Genomic DNA, 20,241 nt, shown 5'->3' with positions numbered 1-20,241 from the left:
CAGAATCTGCTCGATCAGCGTGGTGCCGGAGCGCGGCATGCCGATCACGAACACCGGCATGTCCGATTGCGCGCCCGCGCCCTTCAGGCGCGCGAGCAGGTCGGCGGGAAACGCGGCGGCGACGCGCCCGTGGTCGCCCGCCTGCGCCGCGCGGGCGCTGTGCTGGTCGGCCGTACCAATATGAGCGAGTTCGCGTTTTCGGGGCTTGGCCTGAATCCGCATTACGGCACGCCGCTTTCGCCGTGGCAGCGCCACGTGAAGGGCGATGAGCGCGTCGCGGGCGGCTCGTCCTCGGGCGCGGCCGCTTCGGTCGCGGACGGCATGGCCGCCATCGCGCTCGGCACCGATACGGGCGGCTCGATCCGCATTCCGGCCGCGTTCTGCGGCCTGACCGGCTTCAAGCCCACCGCCGCGCGCATTCCGCGCACGGGCGGCGTGCCGCTGTCGACCACGCTCGACTCGTTCGGGCCGATCGGCAATACGGTGGCGTGCTGCGCGCTGGTCGACCGAATCCTCGCCGGTGTCGCGCCGCATGTACCGGCCGCGCGGCATCTGGAAGGCGTGCGCATCGGCGTGCTGACGAATTACGTGACCGACGGCGTCGATCCCGAAGTGGCGGAAACGCTCGATACCGCGCTCAAGCATCTCGATGCCGCGGGCGCGATCGTCAACGAAGTGCGTTTTTCGGCGTTCGAGCGTTTCGGCGAGATCAACCGCATCGGCTTTTCGCCGATGGAAGCCTACGCGTGGCATCGCGCGCTGATCGCGCAGCATCGCGACCAGTACGATCCGCGCGTGCTCGTGCGCATTCTCAAGGGCGAGCCGGCCAGCGCCGCCGACTATCTCGACCTGATCGCCGCACGCGCCGCTGTGCTGGAGGAAGCGCAGGCCACGCTCTGGTCGCGCTTCGACGCCGTGATCGCGCCGACCGTGCCGATCGCCCCGCCCGCCGTCGCCCCGCTCGTCGCCGACGATGAAGCCTTCGCGCGCACCAACGCGCTCGTGCTGCGCAACCCGGCCGCGTTCAACTTTCTCGATGCCTGCGCCCTGTCGCTGCCGATCCACCGCCACGGCGCCGCGCCGGTCGGGCTGATGCTCGCCGGCGCGCCCTACGCCGACGACGCGCTGCTCGCCATCGGCCGCGGTGTGGAAGCCGTACTCGCGCCGCTGCGCTGATCGAGACTTCTACGGGGCGCTTGCGCCGCCGCATGTCGCCCCGTGCACTTTCTCGCGACGCATTCCCTTCGCGCTAGAATCCCGACACGCCGTTGCAGCCGCGCCGCGGGAGCGCCGCTGCGTCATCCAACCCGAACAAAACGAACACATGAACGACGATAACGCGCTGTTGCGCCGCGAACGCAGCCTGTTGGTGCTTCTCGGTCTGATCTGCCTTGCGCTGCTGGCCGGCGCCCTGTACATGCAGTATTTCGAGCGTCAGGACCCCTGCCCGCTGTGCATTCTCACGCGTTACTTCTTCATTCTGATCGCCGTGTTCGCCTTCCTCGGCGCGCGCTTCACGAGCTGGCGCGGCGTGCGTGCGCTCGAAGGCTTGATCGTGATTTCGGCGGTAGGCGGCATCGTGGCGTCGGCGCGTCTTGCGTGGGTGCAAGCCTTCCCCAGCTTCAGCTGCGGCTTCGACACCCTGCAGCCGATCGTCGACGCCCTGCCGCCCGCGCACTGGCTGCCCGGCGTCTTCAAGGTGCAGGGTCTGTGCGAAACCACTTATCCGCCGATTCTTGGCCTGACCTTGCCGCTGTGGTCGGTGGTGGCGTTTGTCGTCGTGTTCGTCGCCGTGCTGGCGAGTCTGTGGCGTAACCGTCGCCGTCAGGTGTCGTGGCCCGGCATCCGCCGCTAAGCCGCCAGCGGGCCAGACCGTCAGAGCAGGCCGCCCCGTCAGCGGGCGGCCCATCGTCCCCCTGTTTTTCTCCCGGCTTTTCTTGCTGCTCCTACGCAGTAAAGGGCCAAATCCTTCATCCTCCGGTCATGGGCGCCGTCACATAACCCCCATCATCCGCAGGGAATACTTTCCTCGCGCTGTCAGTGTTACAGTCCCAACTGGATGGCGATCTACGTGCGCGAGGCCGGCTTCGGCCCGCCCGGTTTTCCTGCGTAACGCGCGCCTGATCCGCAATGTCTCCCGGGTTTCACATGACAACGCAAACCATCCGATACGTCCTTCGCGGCGCCGCCCTTGAGCTTCATGGCGCGCCCTCCCAGCGCTCCATCGAGCGCCATGCGTGCGCGCACGCCCCGACTCTCCTTCGCCTCGACCGCTGTGTGCACCGCGCGCATGACGCCGTGGACGAACGCGCCTTGCCGCTCGCTTCGTAGGAGCCCTGTCCGATGCAAGCCTGGGTCACCGATCTCCAACAACTGCTCGCGCATGGCGATGCCGCCGTGCTGGTGACGGTCGCGCGCGCCGAAGGCTCGGTGCCGCGCGAAGCCGGCACGAAGATGATCGTCACGCGCGAAGCCGCGCGCCACACCATCGGCGGCGGTCATCTGGAATGGAAAGCCATCGAAATCGCGCGCCAGGTGCTGCGCGACGGCATGCGCATGTCGCACGCGCGGCGTCTGGAGCGGCTGTCGCTCGGCCCGAGTCTGGGTCAGTGCTGCGGCGGCGCGGTCGTGCTGGCGTTCGAGCGGCTCGATGTCGCCGATCTCGGCTGGCTCGCCACGCTCTCGCGCCGGCTCGCCGCAGGCGCATCGACGGTTCGTAGCGTATCATTCCGCTCCTCGCGGAACGGGGCCATGCTGACCGATGCCGATGCCGGCGCCGTGATGCTCTCGGAGCCGGAACCGGGCGTCGATGCCGCCGACTGCCTGCTCTGGGATACCGCCGCTGGCGCGCAAGACGCCGCGCTGCTGCTCACCGAAACGATCGCGCCCAACGACTTTCCGGTCGTGCTGTTCGGCGCGGGACACGTCGGTGCGGCGCTGGTGCGCGTGCTCGGCACGCTGCCCTGCCGGGTGCGCTGGGTCGACCAGCGCGACGCCGCGTTTCCCTCGCCGGAGGAATTCGCCGCGCTTGGCGCGCCCAACGTCGTCATCGACGCCAGCGACGCGCCCGACCAGGCCGTCGAGGCCGCGCCGCCCGGCACCTGCTTCATCGTGATGACGCACGATCATGCGCACGATCTCGATCTGGCCGAACGCATCCTGCGACGCGGCGACTTCGTGTTCTTCGGCATGATCGGCTCGCACAGCAAGCGCCAGCAGTTCGAGCACCGGCTCGCCGCGCGCGGCATCGACCCGATGCAGATCGCGCGCATGAACTGCCCGCTGGGCGTGGACGGCATCGTCGACAAATCGCCCGAGGTGATTGCGATATCGGCTGCCGCCCAGATGCTGCAGGCCATCGAGGCCGCCACGGCGCATGCGCATGCCACGCATGCCCAGGCGGCGCCCCATTCCGCGTGATGTCACCCACCAGAAAATTTTGACCGACCAGATCATGACGATCACGACCACCGCAATCGCTGCTAATCCGCTAGTCCAGAAAGTCCTCGGCGCGCCCAAGTCCGAGCTGCATATCCATATCGAAGGCTCGCTCGAGCCCGAGCTGATTTTCGCGCTCGCCCAGCGCAACAACGTCAAGCTCGCCTACGAGTCGATCGACGCCCTGCGCGCGGCCTACGCGTTCACCGACCTGCAATCGTTCCTCGACATCTATTACGCCGGTGCGAGCGTGCTGCTGCACGAGCAGGACTTCTACGACATGACGATGGCCTACTGCGAGCGCGCGCTCGCGGACAACGTCGTGCACACCGAAATTTTCTTCGATCCGCAAACGCACACCGAGCGTGGCGTGTCGATCGACACCGTGGTCGCGGGTATCGACCGCGCGCTCGCCGACGCCGAAAAGCGCGGCCTCACCAGCAAGCTGATCCTGTGCTTCCTGCGCCATCTGAGCGAAGAAGACGCGCTGGCCACCTGGGACGCGGCGCAGCCGGCGTTCGAGCGTTATCCGCGCATGATCGGCGTGGGCCTGGATTCGTCGGAACGCGGCCATCCGCCTTCGAAGTTCGAGCGCGTGTTCGAAAAGGCGCGCGCCAAGGGCCTGAAGCGGGTCGCGCATGCCGGCGAGGAAGGCCCGCCCGCCTACATCTACGAAGCGCTCGATCTGCTCAAGGTCGATCGCGTCGATCACGGCGTGCGCAGCATCGAGGACCCGGCGCTGGTCGCCCGTCTGGCCGATTCGCGCGTGGCGCTGACGGTCTGCCCGCTGTCGAACACCAAGCTCTGCGTATTCGACGACATGACGCAGCACACGCTCAAGCAACTGCTCGACGAAGGCGTGGCCGTGACCGTCAATTCGGATGATCCGGCTTACTTCGGCGGCTACGTCAACGAGAACTACCGCGCGATCATCGAAGCGCTCGAGCTCGACGACAAAGAGGTGTACACGATCCTGCGCAACGGCTTCGAGGCGTCGTTCGTGACGTCCGACGAACGCGCCGCGCTGATCGCAAAGCTCGACGCTTACTGGGCTTAAAGCAGGAGCGAAAGCCGCCGCGCGCCGCAGTTGGGCGGCGCGGATCTTTCGGCCCGGGCATCGCCCAAGACCGTGAATGACTTGAGGGAACGGCGCACCGCGCGCCGCGCCCGGGGCGCTTTTACGCCTGGATTTAGCGCCCGGATTTAGCGCCTGGATTTTCAAGGCCCGATTAACCGCCTGTCGATCTGACGTTTATCTGACGCCGTTCGGACATGAATCGGATGGTTATCCGATGCAGATCGGGCCGAGTTTTACGCGCCGCGTTTTCAGGAGCGGCGCCCGCGATGCGCGCCAGTGCGATGACGAAGCGCGCACGCATCCTGCTCATGAATACCTGAATTCTCCGGAGACGATGTTCCCATGACTCAATCGGCTTTTCGCGCACAACTCCTGACCTTCACCGGCGACCCCGCGCAGTCGCCCGACGCGGTGCAATTCCATGAAGACGGCGTCGTGATCGTCGAGGACGGCCGCGTGGCCGCGTCCGGCGCGTGGTCCGCCCTCAAGGACCGCGTGAGCGACGGCGCGCAGGTGCACGACCTGCGCGACAAGCTGATCGTGCCGGGCTTCATCGACACGCACATCCACTACCCGCAGACCGACATGATCGCCTCGCCCGCGCCGGGTCTGCTGCCGTGGCTCGACACCTACACATTCCCGACCGAACGCGGTTTCGAGAACGAAGCGGTTGCGCAGGACACCGCGCAGTTTTTCGTCGACGAACTGCTCAAGAGCGGCACGACCACGGCGCTGGTCTACTGCACGGTGCACAAGCAATCCGCCGATGCGCTCTTCACGGCGAGCGAAGCGAAGAATCTGCGCATGGTCGCGGGCAAGGTGCTGATGGACCGCCATTGCCCCGAGTTCCTGCGCGACACGCCGCAAACCGGTTACGACGACAGCGCGGAGCTGATCGATCGCTGGCACAACAAGGGCCGCCAGATGTATGCGCTCACGCCGCGTTTCGCGCCGACCTCGACGGAAGCGCAGCTCGAAGCGTGCCAGGCGCTCGCGAAGGCGCACGGCGACATCTTCATCCAGAGCCACGTGGCCGAAAACCTCGATGAAGTGAAGTGGGTGAAGGAACTGTTCCCGCGCCAGCGCAGCTATCTCGATGTCTACGATCACTACGGACTCCTGCGTCGCCGCGCCGTGTACGGCCACTGCATCTGGCTCGACGAGGAAGATCGCCGCCGCATGGCCGAAACCGGCGCGGTCGCGGCGCACTGCCCCACGTCGAACCTGTTCCTCGGCAGCGGTCTGTTCGATTTCGACAAGGCGGCGCAATCGGAGATGCCCGTCGCGCTCGCGACCGACGTGGGCGGCGGCACTTCGTTCTCGATGCTGCAGACCATGAACGAAGCGCACAAGGTCGCGCGCATGGGCGGCCATCATCTGACGGCCACGCGCATGTTCTGGCTGGCGACGGCGGGCGCCGCGCAGGCACTCGATCTCGCCGACAAGATCGGCACGCTCGCGCCGCAGACCGAAGCCGACTTCGTCGTGCTCGATCCGAAGGCCACGCCGCTGCTCGCCCGCCGCACGGCGCGCGCGGAATCGCTCGAAGAACTGCTGTTTGCGTTCGCGCTGCTCGGCGACGATCGCGCCGTGTTCGAGACCTACGCAGCAGGCGCACGCGTGCATAGCCGCGAGGCTGCGTAACGCTTTATCCGATCGTCGTCAGCGTCGATACCAAAGCAAAGCGCGCCGGACCGCGAAGGTCCGGCGCGCTTTTTTGTCCGTCTTGCGACGCTAACGCCGCTTTGCTAACGCCGCTTATTTCGCCTGCGCAGCCGCCGGCATCGATGCCGCGGACGCTGGCGCGGCCGGCGCTTCGTTCGGCGCGCCGCCGTTCTTGTCGACCGGCAGTTTCACCTGCGTGACCGTGCCGTTCTGCAGCGGGAAGTTCGCCAGCGCGCTGCGCACCAGATACGGCATCACGCGCACGAGCGAAGGATCGTCGCCCGAAGCGCGCGCGGAGACGTTATAGAGCTCCTTGCCCGACACCTTGTCCGTAATGCGCACCGCCAGCACGTGCGAATAGACCGGATAGCTCTGGTTCACATAGGCCGGACCGTACGGACCCCACGGGCCCCACGGATTGAACGGCCCCCAGTACGGGCTCGGCCACGGGTTGTAGAACACCGGCTGGGCGACCGTCACCGTATCCATGCGGCTGCCGTACGCGAGGCCCACGAGATAGTGCGCCTGCGGTTGCGGCACCTGACGGAACGCCTGGGCCGACAGGCCATCGGCGACCAGGTTTTCATAGGTCGATTGCTCGATGCTGTGCTGCTGGTCCGGGTTGCGGGTGAACGCGTAGGTGCGCGTGGCGTCGCTGCCGCCATCCCACGCGGAGAACGCGGTCACCTGGCTCGTCACGTAGGTCGTACAGCCGGACAGCGTCACGGCAAGCGCGGCCAGCATCAGCAGGGCGCGGCGGGTCCATCGGTCGGAAATCATGGTCTTCTCTTGCAGTCTTGCCAGTGGTTGTGAAAGCGCAGTCGTGGGGGCCGCTCCTTCTCGTACATATCGGGCATAAGGCTGATACGTATCTGCCGCGGCGTTTATTCCGTCGAGCGGGCGTCGCCCTGCGATTGCGGCGATCTTCTACGCTATCGGCGTACTCCGCACGTGCTCCGCCCGGCTACGCGGGCACGCGCAATGCGTCGCGGCAGGCCCGATCATACTGACTCGCGCGGCAGCGTGAAAGTTCGCCGCCATCGCCCGACCGGAGCCGGCCAGCGCCCACGCTTCGGACAAGCCGCCCGCGCCTTTGTACAATGGGACGATCGGCCGCCAGCCGGCGGCCACCTCATCCGACTCTCCGACCGACGTTCCCCCGCACGAGACCATGTCCGATACCGCCACGCCCACCGTGATCCGCCGCGAAGACTACGCGCCGCCCGCCTTCCTGATCGATACCGTCGATCTCGAATTCGATCTCGTGCCCGAGCGCACCATCGTCAAGAGCACGCTCGCCGTGCGCCGCAATCCCGACGCCCGTTCCAGCACGACGCCCGCCGCCCACCTCGACCTGATGGGCGAGCAGCTGGAGTTCATCGGCGCGACCATCGACGGCCAGCCGTGGGAACAGGTGCGCGCGCACGAACACGGCCTGACGATCGAAAACGTGCCCGAGCGCTTCACGCTCACGCTCACCGGCGCGTGCGATCCGGCGGCGAACACCACGCTCTCCGGCCTCTACGTATCGAGCGGCAACTTCTTTACGCAGTGCGAAGCCGAAGGTTTCCGCCGTATCACGTGGTTCCTCGACCGCCCGGACGTGATGTCCACCTACACGGTCACCCTGCGCGCGGACAAAACCTCCTACCCCGTGCTGCTCTCGAACGGCAACCTGATCGCCGAAGGCGATCTGCCCGATGGCCGCCATTATGCGAAGTGGGAAGACCCGTTCCGCAAGCCGAGCTATCTGTTCGCGCTGGTCGCGGGCAAGCTGGTTGCGCTGGAAGAGCGCATCAAGAGCGGTTCGGGCAAGGAAAAACTGCTGCAGGTGTGGGTCGAGCCGCACGATCTCGACAAGACGCGCCACGCGATGGATTCGCTGATCCACTCGATCCGCTGGGACGAGCAGCGTTTCGGCCTCGAACTCGATCTCGACCGCTTCATGATCGTCGCCGTGAGCGACTTCAACATGGGCGCGATGGAGAACAAGGGGCTCAACATCTTCAACACGAAGTACGTGCTGGCGAACCCCGAAACGGCCACCGACGTCGACTTCGCCAACATCGAAGCCGTGGTCGGTCACGAGTACTTCCACAACTGGACCGGCAACCGCGTGACCTGCCGCGACTGGTTCCAGCTGAGCCTGAAGGAAGGCCTCACGGTGTTCCGCGACCAGGAATTCTCGGCGGCGATGTCGGGCGGCGATGAAAACGAAGCCGCACGCGCCACCAAGCGTATCGAAGACGTGCGCGTGCTGCGCCAGATGCAGTTCGCCGAAGACGCGGGCCCGATGGCGCATCCGGTGCGCCCCGAAAGCTACGTCGAGATCAACAACTTCTACACGATGACGGTCTACGAGAAAGGCTCGGAAGTCGTGCGGATGTATCAGACGCTGTTCGGCCGCGACGGCTTCCGCAAGGGCATGGATCTGTACTTCAAGCGCCACGACGGCCAGGCCGTGACCTGCGACGATTTCCGCGCCGCCATGGCCGATGCCAACGGCCGCGACCTCGCGCAGTTCGAGCGCTGGTACAGCCAGGCCGGCACGCCGCGCGTGAGCGTGACGACGCAGTACGACGCCGCCGCGAAGCGTTACAGCGTGACGCTCTCGCAAGGCTATGCGAACGGCTCGCCCGCCGCGCGCGAAACCCAGCAGGGCCCGCTGCTGATTCCGTTCGCGATCGGCCTGATCGGCCCGGACGGCCGCGATCTGCCGCTCAAGCTCGAAGGCGAAGCGCAAGCGGGCGCGACCACGCGCGTGCTCGAAGTCACCGAAACGCAGCAGACCTTCACCTTCGTCGACGTCGATGCCAGGCCGCTGCCCTCGCTGCTGCGCAACTTCTCGGCGCCGGTGATCGTCGAGTACGACTACGGCAACGACGAACTGGCCTTCCTGATCGCCCACGACAGCGATCCGTTCAACCGCTGGGAAGCGGGCCAGCGCCTTGCCACGCGCGAACTGCTTTCGCTGGCGGCGCGCGCATCGGCGGGCCAGCCGCTCGAAACCAGCGACGCGCTGGTGCAGGCCTTCAGCCGCGTGCTGACCGACTCGACGCTCTCGCCCTCGTTCCGCGAACTCGCGCTGATGCTGCCGTCGGAAACCTATCTCGCCGAGCAGATGGCGCAATCCGATCCGGCCGCCGTGCACGCCGCGCGCCAGTTCGTGCGCAAGCGTCTGGCCAACGCGCTCAAGGCCGAATGGCTGGCGGCGTATCAGGCCAACCTGACGCCGGGCGCCTATGAGCCGACGCCGGAAGCCGCCGGTCATCGCGGTCTGAAGAATCTCGCGCTTTCGTATCTGAGCGAACTCGACGATCCCGCCGATGCCGTGCGTCTGGCCACCGCGCAGTACGACGACGCCAACAACATGACGGATCGCGCGGCGGCGCTGTCGGCGCTGATGAACGCGTCGGCGGCCACGGGCGCGGGCTACGCGAAGAAGGCGCTCGAAGACTTCTACGTGCGCTTCGAGCAGGAACCGCTCGTGATCGACAAGTGGTTCTCGCTGCAGGCCACGCAGCGCGGCACGGCGCAGCGTCCGGTGATCGACACGGTGCGCGCGCTGATGCGCCATCCGGCCTTCAATCTGAAGAATCCGAACCGCGCGCGTTCGCTGATTTTCAGCTTCTGCGCGGCCAACCCGGCGCAATTCCACGCCGCCGATGGCTCGGGCTACGCGTTCTGGGCCGAACAGGTGATCGCGCTCGACGCCATCAATCCGCAAGTGGCCGCCCGTCTGGCGCGCAATCTCGAACTGTGGCGCCGCTTTACGCCTGCCCTGCGCGACAAGATGCGCGCCGCGCTCGAACAGGTCGCCGCACGCGTGAAGTCGCGCGATGTGCGCGAGATCGTGGAAAAAGCGCTCGCCTGACGCGTCCAGCGCGCCTGAGCATGTCGCACCGCAAGCCGGCCCCGATGGGCCGGCTTTTTTCTGCTCGATTTTTTTGCGCTTTTTTCCGATTATTTTTCCGCGCCACATTCCCTGCCCGGCCCGCCAGCGCGCGCGTCCACGGCTTTTTTGCAGCTTCGCGCCGCGGGCTGACACGGCCCAGCGGGTAGAATTGCGCTATTCCCCAAGCTCCCCGGAGTACTGCAATGGCATTGCAACGTCGTACCACTCTCACGAAATACCTGATCGAGCAGCAGCGCGAACACAAGAACCTGCCCGCCGATCTGCGTCTGTTGATCGAAGTCGTCGCGCGTGCGTGCAAGGCGATCAGCTTCAACGTCAGCAAGGGCGCGCTCGGCGATGCGCTGGGCACCGCCGGCAGCGAGAACGTTCAAGGCGAAGTGCAGAAGAACCTCGACATCCTGTCGAACGAAATCCTGCTCGACGCCAACGAATGGGGCGGCAACCTCGCAGCCATGGCCTCCGAGGAAATGGAAACCTTCTTCCCGATCCCGGCCAACTATCCGAAGGGCGAATATCTGCTGGTGTTCGATCCGCTCGACGGCTCGTCGAACATCGACGTGAACGTGTCGATCGGCACGATCTTCTCGGTGCTGCGCTGCCCGGACGGCAAGCAGGCCACCGAAGAATCGTTCCTGCAGCCGGGCACGCAGCAGGTTGCCGCCGGTTACGCCGTGTACGGCCCGCAAACCGTGCTCGTGCTGACCACGGGCAACGGCGTGAACTGCTTCACGCTCGACCGCGAACTGGGTTCGTGGGTGCTCACGCAAAGCAATATGCGTATCCCGGAAGACACGCGCGAATACGCGATCAACGCGTCGAACGCGCGCCACTGGTATGAGCCGGTCCAGAAGTACATCGGCGAGCTCAACGAAGGCAAGGACGGCCCGCGCGGCGAGAACTTCAATATGCGCTGGATCGCCTCGATGGTCGCGGACGTGCACCGTATCCTGAATCGCGGCGGCATCTTCATGTATCCGGCCGACAAGCGCGATCCGTCGAAGCCGGGCAAGCTGCGTCTGATGTACGAAGCGAACCCGATGTCGTTCATCGTCGAGCAGGCCGGCGGCGTGGCGACCAACGGCGAAGACCGCATCCTCGACATCCAGCCGACGAGCCTGCACGAGCGCGTCGCGGTGTTCCTCGGCTCGAAGAACGAGGTCGAGCGCGTCACCCGCTATCACCACGAAGCGAAAAAATAAAAAAGATGAGGAAAGGGCTTGCATTCTTCTGAGCACTTTCCTATAATCTTTCTTCTCTGATGTGCGGCCGGAATAGCTCAGACGGTAGAGCAGCGCATTCGTAATGCGAAGGTCGGGGGTTCGATTCCTCTTTCCGGCACCAAAGATTCAACAAAAAGCCCAGTCTTCGGACTGGGCTTTTTGCTTTGCAGCGAGGATTTCGTTCGTCGCTTCGACATGACGAACGAAATCACCCGCAACTTGAAGCCGCTCAGCGGGCGGCTTCCAGCGTCAGCGCTGCCTTCACGTCCTCCAGCACCGGTCCCCACTGCCCCAGTTCACGCTGCCTGAAAAGCCGCGCCGACGGATACCACGGACTGTCCGCGCGCTGCGCCATCCAGCGCCAGTCGGTGCACGCCGGCAGCAACACCCAGACCGGCACGCCCGCCGCACCGGCCAGATGCGCCACCGAGGTATCGACCGTCACCACCAGATCGAGCGAATGCACGATCGCCAGGGTGTCTTCGAAAGTCGAGATACGCGTGCCGAGCGGCGTCATGTCGATCCCGGCGGGCAAGCCTTCGAGCGCATGTTGCGCGTCGCCCTTTTGCAGCGAGAACCACGACACGCCCGGTTGTTCGAGCATCGGCAGCAAGCCATCCAGCGTCACCGATCGATAGCGGTCGAGGTGATAATGCGGATTGCCGCTCCACACCAGTCCCACGCGCAGGCGGCCGCTCTTTTCCAGCTGCTCACGCCAGCGCGCGATTTCCGGCTGCGGCGCGCGCAGATACGGCATCTCAAGCGGAAGATCGCTCAACGCGAGTTTCATATGCTCGGGCATGCGGAACATGCGGCACCAGAAGTCGTAATCGCCGCGCGGCAATGTCTCGAATACTTGATGCACGCCGCTCGCACACCGCGCTACGCCAACCAGCGCCTTATCGACCCAGACATCGACCTGTGCGCCCGCGCGATGCAGCCACGCGGCGCAACGCAGCAACTGGATCTGATCGCCGAGGCCCTGCTCGCCCAGCAACAGAAAACGCTTGCCCACCACCGGTTCGCCGCGCCATTCGGCAAACGGCGGACGCGCGAGCGTGCTGTTTTCCGGCAACTGCTCGTGCCACGCGTACTGCTTCCAGCCCGCTTCGAACGCCCCCTCGCGCAATAGCGAAACGGCCAGGTTGAACTGGATGGGCGCGTTATCGGGCGCGACGCGCGCGGCCTCGACGTTGTATCGGTGCATGCTCCCGAAATCGCCGCGCATGTGCGATGCGTACGCAGCGTTGTGATGCAGCAGCCACATCGACGGATCGACCGCCAGGCCCTGCTTCGCCACGTCGAGCGCGAGATCGAACCGATCGAGCTTGTTCAGCGCGAAAGCGAGTTCCTTGAGCGCGTAGGCATCGGCAGCGAATTCGGCACGTAGTTGCGCAATCACGGCTTCAGCCTGCGCGCGATGACCGAGCCGCGAGTGAAGCTCCAGCAAGCTCAGTCCATCGGTGAGGCGCGCATTCCCCAGACGCCAGGCGTGCTCGAAATAGCGGACGGCGTCCCGGTCCCGGCCGGCTTCGATGCCCAGATCGCCCAACCGGCGCGCCGCATGATGCAGATCAGGATCGAGCGCGAGCGCTTGCTCATAGTGATGGCGCGCTTCGTCCTGACGGCCCGCGAGTTTCAGCACATCGGCGAGATTGCGATGCAGCGTGGACGTGCTGCCCGCGAGAGCAAGCGCGCGATGGTAGGCCGCTTCCGCCACGACATGTTCGCGCGCCAAGGCCGCCATCAGACCGCGATGCTCCCAGAGCGCGGCGTTCGTCGGCTCGACGTGGATCGCCCGATCGAGATAAGCACGTGCGTCGTCGGCGCGCCCTGCCTGCATGCAGGCCAGCGCGGCACGATGCAAAGCACCAGAATGCCGCGGATCGCGCGCCAGACACTGCGCGTATTGCTGGATCGCGTCGTCTGCGCGGCCGGCGGCGAGGTGTCGATCGGCAAGCGTTAGCAGATCGTCGGTGGGATCGGAGACGGCGGAGATCGGCGCGGTATCGGATGGGTTCATCGTCGGAGCGACTGGGAGAAAGGGGCATGTGCAGGATGGCGACCAGGCGATCTGGCCTGCCTGACACCGCACGATCTTTTAAAGATAGCGAAATGCCTGGTCTGATCGAATCGGACGATTCCGAAAAGCCGCGCGCGCCGGAAGGCGATTCTGTCGGGATGTGCGAAGCATTCTCATTCTTTTGGCGACTCGCACTTTCAGTTAAATCTGAGCCCGAACGCTTTCGTCCACTTTTAATCAGTGATTTAGAAAGAAACGCTCGCTTACATTCGTTTAATTATGTTAACCACGCAGCGGTCAACGGATGCGCATAATCGTCCGTTCTAGTGGAATGGTGATGTTTTACGAGCGGCAACGAACGGAAGGACGGATTGCGGCAGTGCCCACATCGGCGCGGGCAAGCGGTTCGAGCGAAGCAGGCGTTCTGGAACTGGCACCGGAAACGCCCGACTGGCGGGCTTTGCGCACCGCAGCGTATTGCTGCGATGCACAACTCGTCAGACGTAAAAAAGCCCTCGACTGAATGCGAGGGCTTTCATCGGTTTAGCGATCAACCGAATAAGTATATTCCTGCTCGCTTAATAAATCTGTGCGCTGTGCAAATAAAGCAACACACGGACCTGAAAAGCACTTTTACGTTGGGCACCACTAGCGCGCGTGAAGGAGCGAGCCGGATAATCGTCTTACACAGGAGAAAGATCATGGATGCCAAACCGCCAAGGATTCCGACCCCGGACCAAGTTTTTAGCCCGGATCCGGAACCGGTGGCCGTCGAGTTTCTCGGCGACGAATTGCCCTCGCATGTGCGCGCATTTCTCGACGAGCAACGCAAGTCACACGAACAGAAGTAATGGGGACGCGCTACGGCGCTGACGGACCAGAAAAATCGGCAGGCCGACCATCTGCCGCGGTTTTTTCGCGCCGTCTACAGGACCAATTACGCACGCTTGCTTCAATTGCGCGCCATGCAGTCATGGCGCGTGGGAACGGCTGAGCGCTTCAACGCGCGCCCGGCCGCGGCGCTGCGTGAGAAGCGCAGCTGTGCGCGCCTCAAGCCGATGTTCCGCCGTCACACAACGTCTGCCTGATAACCGGCTATCCTCTGCTTTTGCCTTTTCGGCCAGCCGGCCACTTATCACGCAATGACTTTTCGCTTTCGCGCGCTCGCGTCCTGCGCCGCCGCCCTGCTCTTCGCCTTGCCTGCCGTTACGGCGCACGCCGACGGCGACGATACCGCCCTGACCAATCTTGTCGCCCTGGTTTCGCAGCGTCTCGCGCTGGCCGAGCCCGTCGCGCACTGGAAGTGGCTCAACCACAAGCCGATCACCGATACGCCACGCGAAAATGCGCTGCTCGCCGATGTGCAAAAGCGCGCCACAACCGCGGGCGTCGATCCGGTGTTCGCGCGCGAGTTCTTCCGCGATCAGATCGATGCGAGCACTCAGATGCAACAGGCGCTGTTCGCGAACTGGCGCAACTCGCAGCCGCCGGCGAATCCGGCGCCGGATCTGGCGAGCGTCACGCGTCCGCAACTCGATCGTCTGACGGGGCAACTGATCGGCGCACTCGCACGCGTACAAACGACGCGCGCAGCCGACGACTGCCCGGCGCGGGTCGCGCGGGCCGTCGCAAACTGGAAAGAGTTGACGCGCTACGACTCCACCCGCGCGGACGCGATGACGCGCGCGCTCGGGCACGTCTGCGAGGCGGGCGGCGTGGGCGGCATGGCCTGAACGCCGAAAGCTCGAATTAAAGCGCGATCAGATCGCGCTAGCCACGCCGTCAGCCACCGACGGCTCGAGCGGCAGCACGCTCAGACCGCGCTCGATACGCGTTTGCAGGATGCGCCACGTGGAAAGCTCGAACGGCGCGTCGGCTGCCATTGCCGCTGCGGCCAGCGTGCCCGCCTCGACCACACTCGCCGCCGCACCGAGATAACACCAGCGGTCGATCACATGAAACACCGCCGTGCCGCGCACGGCGTCCTGCTCTTCCACCAGCACCGCTGCGCCAAACGGCCAAGGCATCGAAACGGGGTCCTGCTTCGACACCTTCTGCGCGCGATTGAACGACGGCCGCAGTTGTGCGAGCCAGCGCGCCTCGACCAGCAAGGCGCCAAGCTCGCCACCCGTCGCCTGCCATTCGACCCGGCGGATCTGCTGCGCCATCCGCTGCTCGCGCGACGAACGGCGCTCGCCTGACAGATGCGAACGCACACGCTGACGCACGCGCACACTACGTCCTACATATAGAGGCGCGTCGTTTTCGCCGAAGAACGCGTAGACACCGTGGCCGGCGGGCGCGGTTTCGATCAGATCGTCGGTGATATCGCCCGCGAGGCGATGGCGGCGCGTCAGACGCTCGATCTGCGTCGCCAGCATGTCCTCGGGCACGAGACCCGGCAGGCGCTGCCAGAATTGCCAGAGCAGATCGGCATCGGCGAGCGCGCGGTGGCGATCGGCCGCCACAAGGGCATGGCGCTCGACCAGCGCATCCAGGCCGTGGCGCTTTTCGGCAGGAAAGAGCGCGCGCGAAAGCCGCACCGTACACAGCACATCGGGATTGAACGAGAGCCCGGCGCGTTCGAACTCGGCGCGCAGAAAGCCCCGGTCGAAACTCGCGTTGTGCGCGACGAAAAGCTTGCCCGCGAGGCGCTCGAACAGTGCGGGGGCAATCTCGGCGAAGGTGGGCGCGCCGCGCACCATGGCATTGCTGATGCCGGTCAACTGCTGGATAAAGGGCGGGATCGATTGCTGCGGATCGACCAGCGAGCTCCAGCGCGTGGCCTGCCCATCAATCACCTCGACGATACCGACTTCGGTGATACGGTGTTCGCCCACCGAGCCCCCCGTCGTTTCCAGATCAACAAAGACGAGGGGGACGCCGCCGGACGTGGGTTCGGCGCTCAAGAGGGTGTCGGACATGGAGAAACGGCAAGACAAAGAGAAGAAATCGGCCCAAGTATGCACCGTTTGGGCAAAGCGCGCAGCGCTTTCGCGGCGCGACGGCTTTTTTGAAGTGGCGATTGGGTTACGGCGAGGTTGCGTCAATATTGCATCGGGATTGCATTTTAATGGCGCAATTGACGGATTTTTTTAATTGGGGTTTTCCCCGTTAAAACGACTACCTTTATAAAGCCGCCTGATATTTTCAGGCAATGACCGCGATGATTGTTTTACGCCAGAAAATAAAAAAGCCCTGGATAACCAGGGCCTGCTTCAGGCAGCGGGCAACACTGCCGCTTGCCTGATCTGTCCGCACGACGCGGCCAGGTGCTGCTGCAAGAATTTACAGCGGCTGGATGTTCGCGGCCTGCTTGCCCTTCGGGCCAACCTTGACGTCGAACGAGACGCGCTGGTTCTCCTTCAGCGACTTGAAGCCTTCCGAGCGGATCTCGGAGAAGTGCGCGAAGAGGTCGTCGCCGCCGGCATCCGACGTGATGAAGCCAAAGCCCTTAGCATCATTGAACCATTTGACAATACCGGTTTCCATGTTTCCGTTTCCCTCGAAATTAAATGACGCGGGCAATACCCTCACGCCGAATTCAAACTGACTCGCCCTCACCGCTATGTCAATGCAATTGAAGCTGAAAGGCCAATTCAGAATTGCCGTTATACGGGGAACGCCAATCGGCAGTCAAGCGAATTTTTTATAACAGCATTCCCGTTTCCGAGATAAACCGGCGTGCATCAAAAAACCCGCAAAAACATATGCAAAGTAAATGGACGCGGGCGCACACCGTTTTTTACACATTTAATGGGTGCCTTTGGATTGAATCGGGAAAAGCTACCGCAAATGTAACAATCAGTGTCAAACGTAAGTGTTTTTACCGGTTGTTCGCGTGAACCAATCGACCCATGATGAATAGAGTTCGCGTGCAATGGGAGGCAATCATGCTGACGTTACTGCGACGCTGGTTTCATTGGCTCGTCGAAATCGACGGTCCGGAATCCACAAGCGATATTGAGACTTACGGGTCATGGCATGGCGATCACTGGCAGAACCTGCTGTGTTCCCCAATGGACGCCCGGCATTACGTAATGGAAGACTGGAGCCTGCAACCTGAACCGCCGGAAGACCACGCCAGGTAAGACCGGGCGGGCAGAAAGCGGAGCCAGCAGCCTGTCGTGCATGCGCGGCAGGCAAAAAAAAAGCGCAGCCAAGGCCGCGCCGACAAAGGTTTGGAGATCTTTTTCGTCAACGAAAAAGTCTGCTTCGGAAAGCAGCGAGTTCAGTATAGCCGCAGGGTTCTGGCCCATTAACTCTGCGGCACACAATCATCTGTTACGTGAGACGCAATAATCCAGGTTGACACGGATTACCACCGTTTTGTGCAATCGATTATTGTAGCGATCGCACAACGCCATTCGGTTGACACTTCTTTCACCCATGCATGTAAATCCGCTGAAAGCCTTGACCAGTAAGGCTTGAAGCCGGCCCAAATATCATTTCCGAATTCGCAATACTTTATTGCGCAAATCGGAATGCCTTGATCGCAGGCACCCTCTTCTACACTCTGCCTGTCCGGAAACCGACTGCGATGGATTTAACGCGCCACGCGGGCTTTGCCTCTCGCTGCGATTCGCGTGGACGGTTTCCCAAACAGGGTTCGACGAAACCCACCTCTGTTCTCGGAGTTTACAAAGATGAAAAAGACTCTCATGGTCGCTGCCCTCACGGGCGTTTTTGCAACGGCTGCTCACGCACAAAGCAGCGTTACGCTGTACGGCCTGGTCGACGCTGGTCTGACCTACGTGAACAACTCGGGCGGCCACAGCCTGTGGAAGGCTTCGAGCGGCACGGTCAACGGCAGCCGTTGGGGCCTGCGCGGTGCTGAAGACCTCGGTGGCGGCCTGAAGGCAATCTTCACCCTGGAAAGCGGCTTCAACATCATGAACGGCACGGCAGGTCAGTCGAGCCGCATGTTCGGCCGTCAAGCTTTCGTCGGTCTGGCAAGCAACCAGTACGGTGCTGTCACCCTCGGCCGTCAGTACGACTCCGTCGTCGACTACCTGGCACCGCTGTCGAACACCGGCTCGCAATACGGTGGCACGATCGCTGCTCACCCGTTCGATAACGACAACCTGAACAACTCGGTTCGTTTCAACAACACGGTCAAGTACTCGAGCGTCAACTACGCTGGCTTCAAGTTCGGCGGTACGTACTCGTTCTCGAACAGCACCGAATTCGCGAACAACCGTGCATACAGCATCGGCGCATCGTACAACTGGGGCGGCCTGAACGTTGCTGCGGGCTACCTGCAGATGAACAACGACGTCAACAACCTGGCGAACACGGTTTCGGGTTCGGGCGCACAGACGGGCGAATGGACGTTCGCAGCTGGCCGTCAACGCACGTTCGGCGGCGGCGTGAACTACACGTTCGGCCCGGCAACGGCTGGCTTCGTCTACACGCAGACGAACCTGACCGACGCAGTCGGCATCTCGGCAGCTCAATCGGGCCGCAGCTCGACGCTCGGCTTCGGTGCTAACAGCGCACGCTTCCAGAACTTTGAAGGCAACGTCCGTTACGCTCTGACGCCGGCTCTGAGCCTGGCTGGCGCGTACACGTACACCCGCGCAAACTTCGGCGGCGGCGTGAACCCGAACTACAACACGGTTGCTCTGCAGTCGGACTACGCACTGTCGAAGCGCACGGATGTCTACCTGCAAGGCGACTGGCAACACGTGTCGTCGAACTCGGAAGTCGGCGCAAACCTGAACGGTCTGGGCACGGGTTCGGCTTCGACCCGTCAAGACCAGGTTGCTGTGACGGTTGGTATGCGTCACCGCTTCTAAGATGCACCTCGCTGGCCCTTGCGGCCAGCTGTGCAGCTGAAAAGGCGCCGCTTGCGGCGCCTTTTTTCATTTCTACCGCGCCTGCATGCGTCCTGAACGCTTCCCGAGTGCGCTCAGGCGCTTCGCTGCGGATATTGCACATCGAGCACGTCGATCGGCGCCGGGCCCGCAGGCGTGTGCAGAATCACCTGATCGCCGATCTTTGCCTTGATGAGCGCCCGCGCAACCGGCGACACCCAGCTCACGAAGCCGCGATCCAGATCGACCTCGTCCACGCCCACGATCGTGACGGTGTGCACCTCGCCGTCCTCGGTGCCGTATTCCACCGTCGCACCGAAGAACACCTGATCCACGCTTTCTTGACGGCTGCTATCCACGACCTCGGCCAGATCCAGCCGCTTGGTCAGAAAGCGGATACGCCGGTCGATCTCCCGCAATCGTCGCTTACCGTAGATGTAGTCGCCGTTCTCGGAGCGGTCGCCGTTCGACGCCGCCCACGAAACGAGCTTGACCACCTCGGGCCGCGCCTCGTCGATCAGATGCAGCAGTTCGTTGCGCATGCGTTCGTAGCCGGCCGGCGTGATGTAGTTCTTGGCGCCGGCAGGAATGGCGGGTTGACCGGCTTCGAGATCGTCATCGTCGTTGTCGGTCGATTCTTTGACAAAGGCCTTGTTCATGATGGTTCGATTGACTGCGTTTGCTTGTCACTACGTGACTTCGAAATGGCGCCGCTGCAGCTTTGATGCAACCGCAACCGGGGCCTATAAAGATTCCAGCGCCCTTCCCACGAGGTTACACGAAGCACGCTTTCAAACAAATCGCGATAAGGGGCTTCCTTTTTCCGAAATCCCTGCTATACTCTCCTTTCTGTGTGCGGCTGTAGCTCAGTTGGATAGAGTACTTGGCTACGAACCAAGGGGTCGTGGGTTCGAATCCTGCCAGCCGCGCCACCTATTAAGAGTTTTGCGTTAGTTTGATCGGCGCAAGTCTCCAGTAACACTGCAGTATGTAGTATCGTTTTAGCGTGCGGCTGTAGCTCAGTTGGATAGAGTACTTGGCTACGAACCAAGGGGTCGTGGGTTCGAATCCTGCCAGCCGCGCCA

The 20,241-nt window shown here is 63.5% G+C and carries 17 protein-coding genes, 3 tRNA genes and 1 pseudogene; 14 read left to right on the top strand and 7 right to left on the bottom strand.

Annotated elements, in window-relative coordinates:
• A partial coding sequence (locus tag G3N59_RS37095; protein ID WP_241023722.1) for a sulfotransferase occupies positions 1-222 on the bottom strand: 222 nt, incomplete at its 3' end.
• On the opposite strand from G3N59_RS37095, the pseudogene G3N59_RS22120 reads away from it, so the two are divergent.
• From G3N59_RS22120 to guaD, 5 genes and pseudogenes are all read left to right on the top strand, one after another.
• Positions 133-1,176: pseudogene (locus tag G3N59_RS22120) on the top strand (amidase); the annotation flags it as partial. The gene G3N59_RS37095 and the pseudogene G3N59_RS22120 sit on opposite strands and share 90 nt — an antisense overlap.
• Positions 1,177-1,324: 148 nt before the next feature.
• Positions 1,325-1,855 carry a disulfide bond formation protein B gene (locus G3N59_RS22115; RefSeq protein WP_205984757.1) on the top strand — a complete coding sequence of 177 codons (531 nt, stop codon included), beginning with the start codon at positions 1,325-1,327 and terminating at the stop codon, positions 1,853-1,855.
• A 488-nt stretch (positions 1,856-2,343) separates the two neighbouring features.
• Positions 2,344-3,420 (top strand): xanthine dehydrogenase accessory protein XdhC, encoded by a 1,077-nt coding sequence (gene xdhC, locus G3N59_RS22110; protein ID WP_205984756.1) that lies wholly within the window; start codon positions 2,344-2,346, stop codon positions 3,418-3,420.
• A gap of 34 nt (positions 3,421-3,454) precedes the next feature.
• Positions 3,455-4,495 carry an adenosine deaminase gene (locus tag G3N59_RS22105; protein ID WP_205984755.1) on the top strand — a complete coding sequence of 347 codons (1,041 nt, stop codon included), beginning with the start codon at positions 3,455-3,457 and terminating at the stop codon, positions 4,493-4,495.
• 363 nt (positions 4,496-4,858) lie between these two features.
• Complete coding sequence (gene guaD / locus G3N59_RS22100) at positions 4,859-6,160, top strand: guanine deaminase (RefSeq protein ID WP_205984754.1); 1,302 nt, start codon at positions 4,859-4,861, stop codon at positions 6,158-6,160.
• A gap of 114 nt (positions 6,161-6,274) precedes the next feature.
• Here guaD and G3N59_RS22095 read toward each other — a convergent pair whose 3' ends face one another.
• Positions 6,275-6,961, bottom strand: coding sequence for a DUF4136 domain-containing protein (locus G3N59_RS22095; protein WP_205984753.1), 687 nt, complete (start codon positions 6,959-6,961; stop codon positions 6,275-6,277).
• A gap of 391 nt (positions 6,962-7,352) precedes the next feature.
• Here G3N59_RS22095 and pepN point away from each other — a divergent pair, with 391 nt between their 5' ends.
• From pepN to G3N59_RS22080, 3 genes are all read left to right on the top strand, one after another.
• Entirely contained in the window at positions 7,353-10,055 is a 2,703-nt protein-coding gene (gene pepN, locus G3N59_RS22090) for an aminopeptidase N (protein ID WP_205984752.1), read from the top strand.
• Between the two features lie 224 nt (positions 10,056-10,279).
• A complete protein-coding gene (locus tag G3N59_RS22085) occupies positions 10,280-11,296 on the top strand; it encodes a class 1 fructose-bisphosphatase (protein WP_205984751.1) in 1,017 nt (338 codons plus the stop codon).
• Positions 11,297-11,362: 66 nt separating this feature from the next.
• A tRNA-Thr gene (locus G3N59_RS22080) sits at positions 11,363-11,438 on the top strand.
• Positions 11,439-11,546: 108 nt separating this feature from the next.
• Here G3N59_RS22080 and G3N59_RS22075 read toward each other — a convergent pair.
• A complete protein-coding gene (locus G3N59_RS22075; RefSeq protein WP_205984750.1) occupies positions 11,547-13,340 on the bottom strand; it encodes a tetratricopeptide repeat protein in 1,794 nt (597 codons plus the stop codon).
• Positions 13,341-14,041: 701 nt separating this feature from the next.
• On the opposite strand from G3N59_RS22075, the gene G3N59_RS22070 reads away from it, so the two are divergent.
• Positions 14,042-14,191 carry a hypothetical protein gene (locus G3N59_RS22070; RefSeq protein ID WP_205984749.1) on the top strand — a complete coding sequence of 50 codons (150 nt, stop codon included), beginning with the start codon at positions 14,042-14,044 and terminating at the stop codon, positions 14,189-14,191.
• A 291-nt stretch (positions 14,192-14,482) separates the two neighbouring features.
• Positions 14,483-15,073 (top strand): chorismate mutase, encoded by a 591-nt coding sequence (locus tag G3N59_RS22065; RefSeq protein WP_205984748.1) that lies wholly within the window; start codon positions 14,483-14,485, stop codon positions 15,071-15,073.
• 27 nt (positions 15,074-15,100) lie between these two features.
• On the opposite strand, the gene G3N59_RS22060 is transcribed toward G3N59_RS22065, so the two are convergent.
• A complete protein-coding gene (locus G3N59_RS22060; protein WP_205984747.1) occupies positions 15,101-16,264 on the bottom strand; it encodes an exonuclease domain-containing protein in 1,164 nt (387 codons plus the stop codon).
• On the opposite strand from G3N59_RS22060, the gene G3N59_RS22055 reads away from it, so the two are divergent.
• The gene (locus G3N59_RS22055) at positions 16,263-16,439 is read left to right on the top strand and encodes a hypothetical protein (protein WP_205984746.1); all 177 of its coding nucleotides are present in this window, start codon (positions 16,263-16,265) and stop codon (positions 16,437-16,439) included. The genes G3N59_RS22060 and G3N59_RS22055 overlap by 2 nt on opposite strands.
• Positions 16,440-16,628: 189 nt before the next feature.
• Here G3N59_RS22055 and G3N59_RS22050 read toward each other — a convergent pair whose 3' ends face one another.
• Together G3N59_RS22050 and G3N59_RS22045 are read right to left on the bottom strand one after the other, a co-directional pair.
• On the bottom strand, positions 16,629-16,832 hold the full coding sequence (locus tag G3N59_RS22050; protein ID WP_027817418.1) for a cold-shock protein: 204 nt from the start codon (positions 16,830-16,832) through the stop codon (positions 16,629-16,631).
• Positions 16,833-17,317: 485 nt separating this feature from the next.
• Positions 17,318-17,599: a hypothetical protein gene (locus G3N59_RS22045; protein ID WP_205984745.1), complete on the bottom strand. Its 282-nt coding sequence runs from the start codon at positions 17,597-17,599 to the stop codon at positions 17,318-17,320.
• Between the two features lie 387 nt (positions 17,600-17,986).
• On the opposite strand from G3N59_RS22045, the gene G3N59_RS22040 reads away from it, so the two are divergent.
• Entirely contained in the window at positions 17,987-19,138 is a 1,152-nt protein-coding gene (locus G3N59_RS22040) for a porin (RefSeq protein WP_205984744.1), read from the top strand.
• A gap of 113 nt (positions 19,139-19,251) precedes the next feature.
• Here G3N59_RS22040 and greB read toward each other — a convergent pair whose 3' ends face one another.
• On the bottom strand, positions 19,252-19,815 hold the full coding sequence (gene greB, locus G3N59_RS22035) for a transcription elongation factor GreB (RefSeq protein ID WP_205984743.1): 564 nt from the start codon (positions 19,813-19,815) through the stop codon (positions 19,252-19,254).
• Between the two features lie 196 nt (positions 19,816-20,011).
• On the opposite strand from greB, the gene G3N59_RS22030 reads away from it, so the two are divergent.
• Together G3N59_RS22030 and G3N59_RS22025 are read left to right on the top strand one after the other, a co-directional pair.
• Positions 20,012-20,088, top strand: a tRNA-Arg gene (locus G3N59_RS22030).
• A gap of 76 nt (positions 20,089-20,164) precedes the next feature.
• Positions 20,165-20,241 (top strand) — tRNA-Arg (locus tag G3N59_RS22025).

It is taken from the genome of Paraburkholderia sp. Ac-20340 (assembly GCF_017104965.1).
In the GTDB taxonomy this organism is placed as follows: Bacteria; Pseudomonadota; Gammaproteobacteria; order Burkholderiales; family Burkholderiaceae; genus Paraburkholderia.
The sequence above is the reverse complement of the archived record's forward strand: the minus strand, read 5'-3'. Positions and strand labels throughout refer to the sequence as shown.

Coding starts and splice junctions, on each gene's coding strand:
- G3N59_RS22045 (WP_205984745.1), bottom strand. CDS start 17,599: ATGGGCCAGAACCCTGCGGCTATACTGAACTCGCTGCTTTCCGAAGCA.
- guaD (WP_205984754.1), top strand. CDS start 4,859: ATGACTCAATCGGCTTTTCGCGCACAACTCCTGACCTTCACCGGCGAC.
- greB (WP_205984743.1), bottom strand. CDS start 19,815: ATGAACAAGGCCTTTGTCAAAGAATCGACCGACAACGACGATGACGAT.
- G3N59_RS22040 (WP_205984744.1), top strand. CDS start 17,987: ATGAAAAAGACTCTCATGGTCGCTGCCCTCACGGGCGTTTTTGCAACG.
- G3N59_RS22115 (WP_205984757.1), top strand. CDS start 1,325: ATGAACGACGATAACGCGCTGTTGCGCCGCGAACGCAGCCTGTTGGTG.
- G3N59_RS22055 (WP_205984746.1), top strand. CDS start 16,263: ATGGAGAAACGGCAAGACAAAGAGAAGAAATCGGCCCAAGTATGCACC.
- G3N59_RS22095 (WP_205984753.1), bottom strand. CDS start 6,961: ATGATTTCCGACCGATGGACCCGCCGCGCCCTGCTGATGCTGGCCGCG.
- G3N59_RS22065 (WP_205984748.1), top strand. CDS start 14,483: ATGACTTTTCGCTTTCGCGCGCTCGCGTCCTGCGCCGCCGCCCTGCTC.
- G3N59_RS22070 (WP_205984749.1), top strand. CDS start 14,042: ATGGATGCCAAACCGCCAAGGATTCCGACCCCGGACCAAGTTTTTAGC.
- G3N59_RS22050 (WP_027817418.1), bottom strand. CDS start 16,832: ATGGAAACCGGTATTGTCAAATGGTTCAATGATGCTAAGGGCTTTGGC.
- pepN (WP_205984752.1), top strand. CDS start 7,353: ATGTCCGATACCGCCACGCCCACCGTGATCCGCCGCGAAGACTACGCG.
- G3N59_RS22105 (WP_205984755.1), top strand. CDS start 3,455: ATGACGATCACGACCACCGCAATCGCTGCTAATCCGCTAGTCCAGAAA.
- G3N59_RS22060 (WP_205984747.1), bottom strand. CDS start 16,264: ATGTCCGACACCCTCTTGAGCGCCGAACCCACGTCCGGCGGCGTCCCC.
- G3N59_RS22085 (WP_205984751.1), top strand. CDS start 10,280: ATGGCATTGCAACGTCGTACCACTCTCACGAAATACCTGATCGAGCAG.
- G3N59_RS22075 (WP_205984750.1), bottom strand. CDS start 13,340: ATGAACCCATCCGATACCGCGCCGATCTCCGCCGTCTCCGATCCCACC.
- xdhC (WP_205984756.1), top strand. CDS start 2,344: ATGCAAGCCTGGGTCACCGATCTCCAACAACTGCTCGCGCATGGCGAT.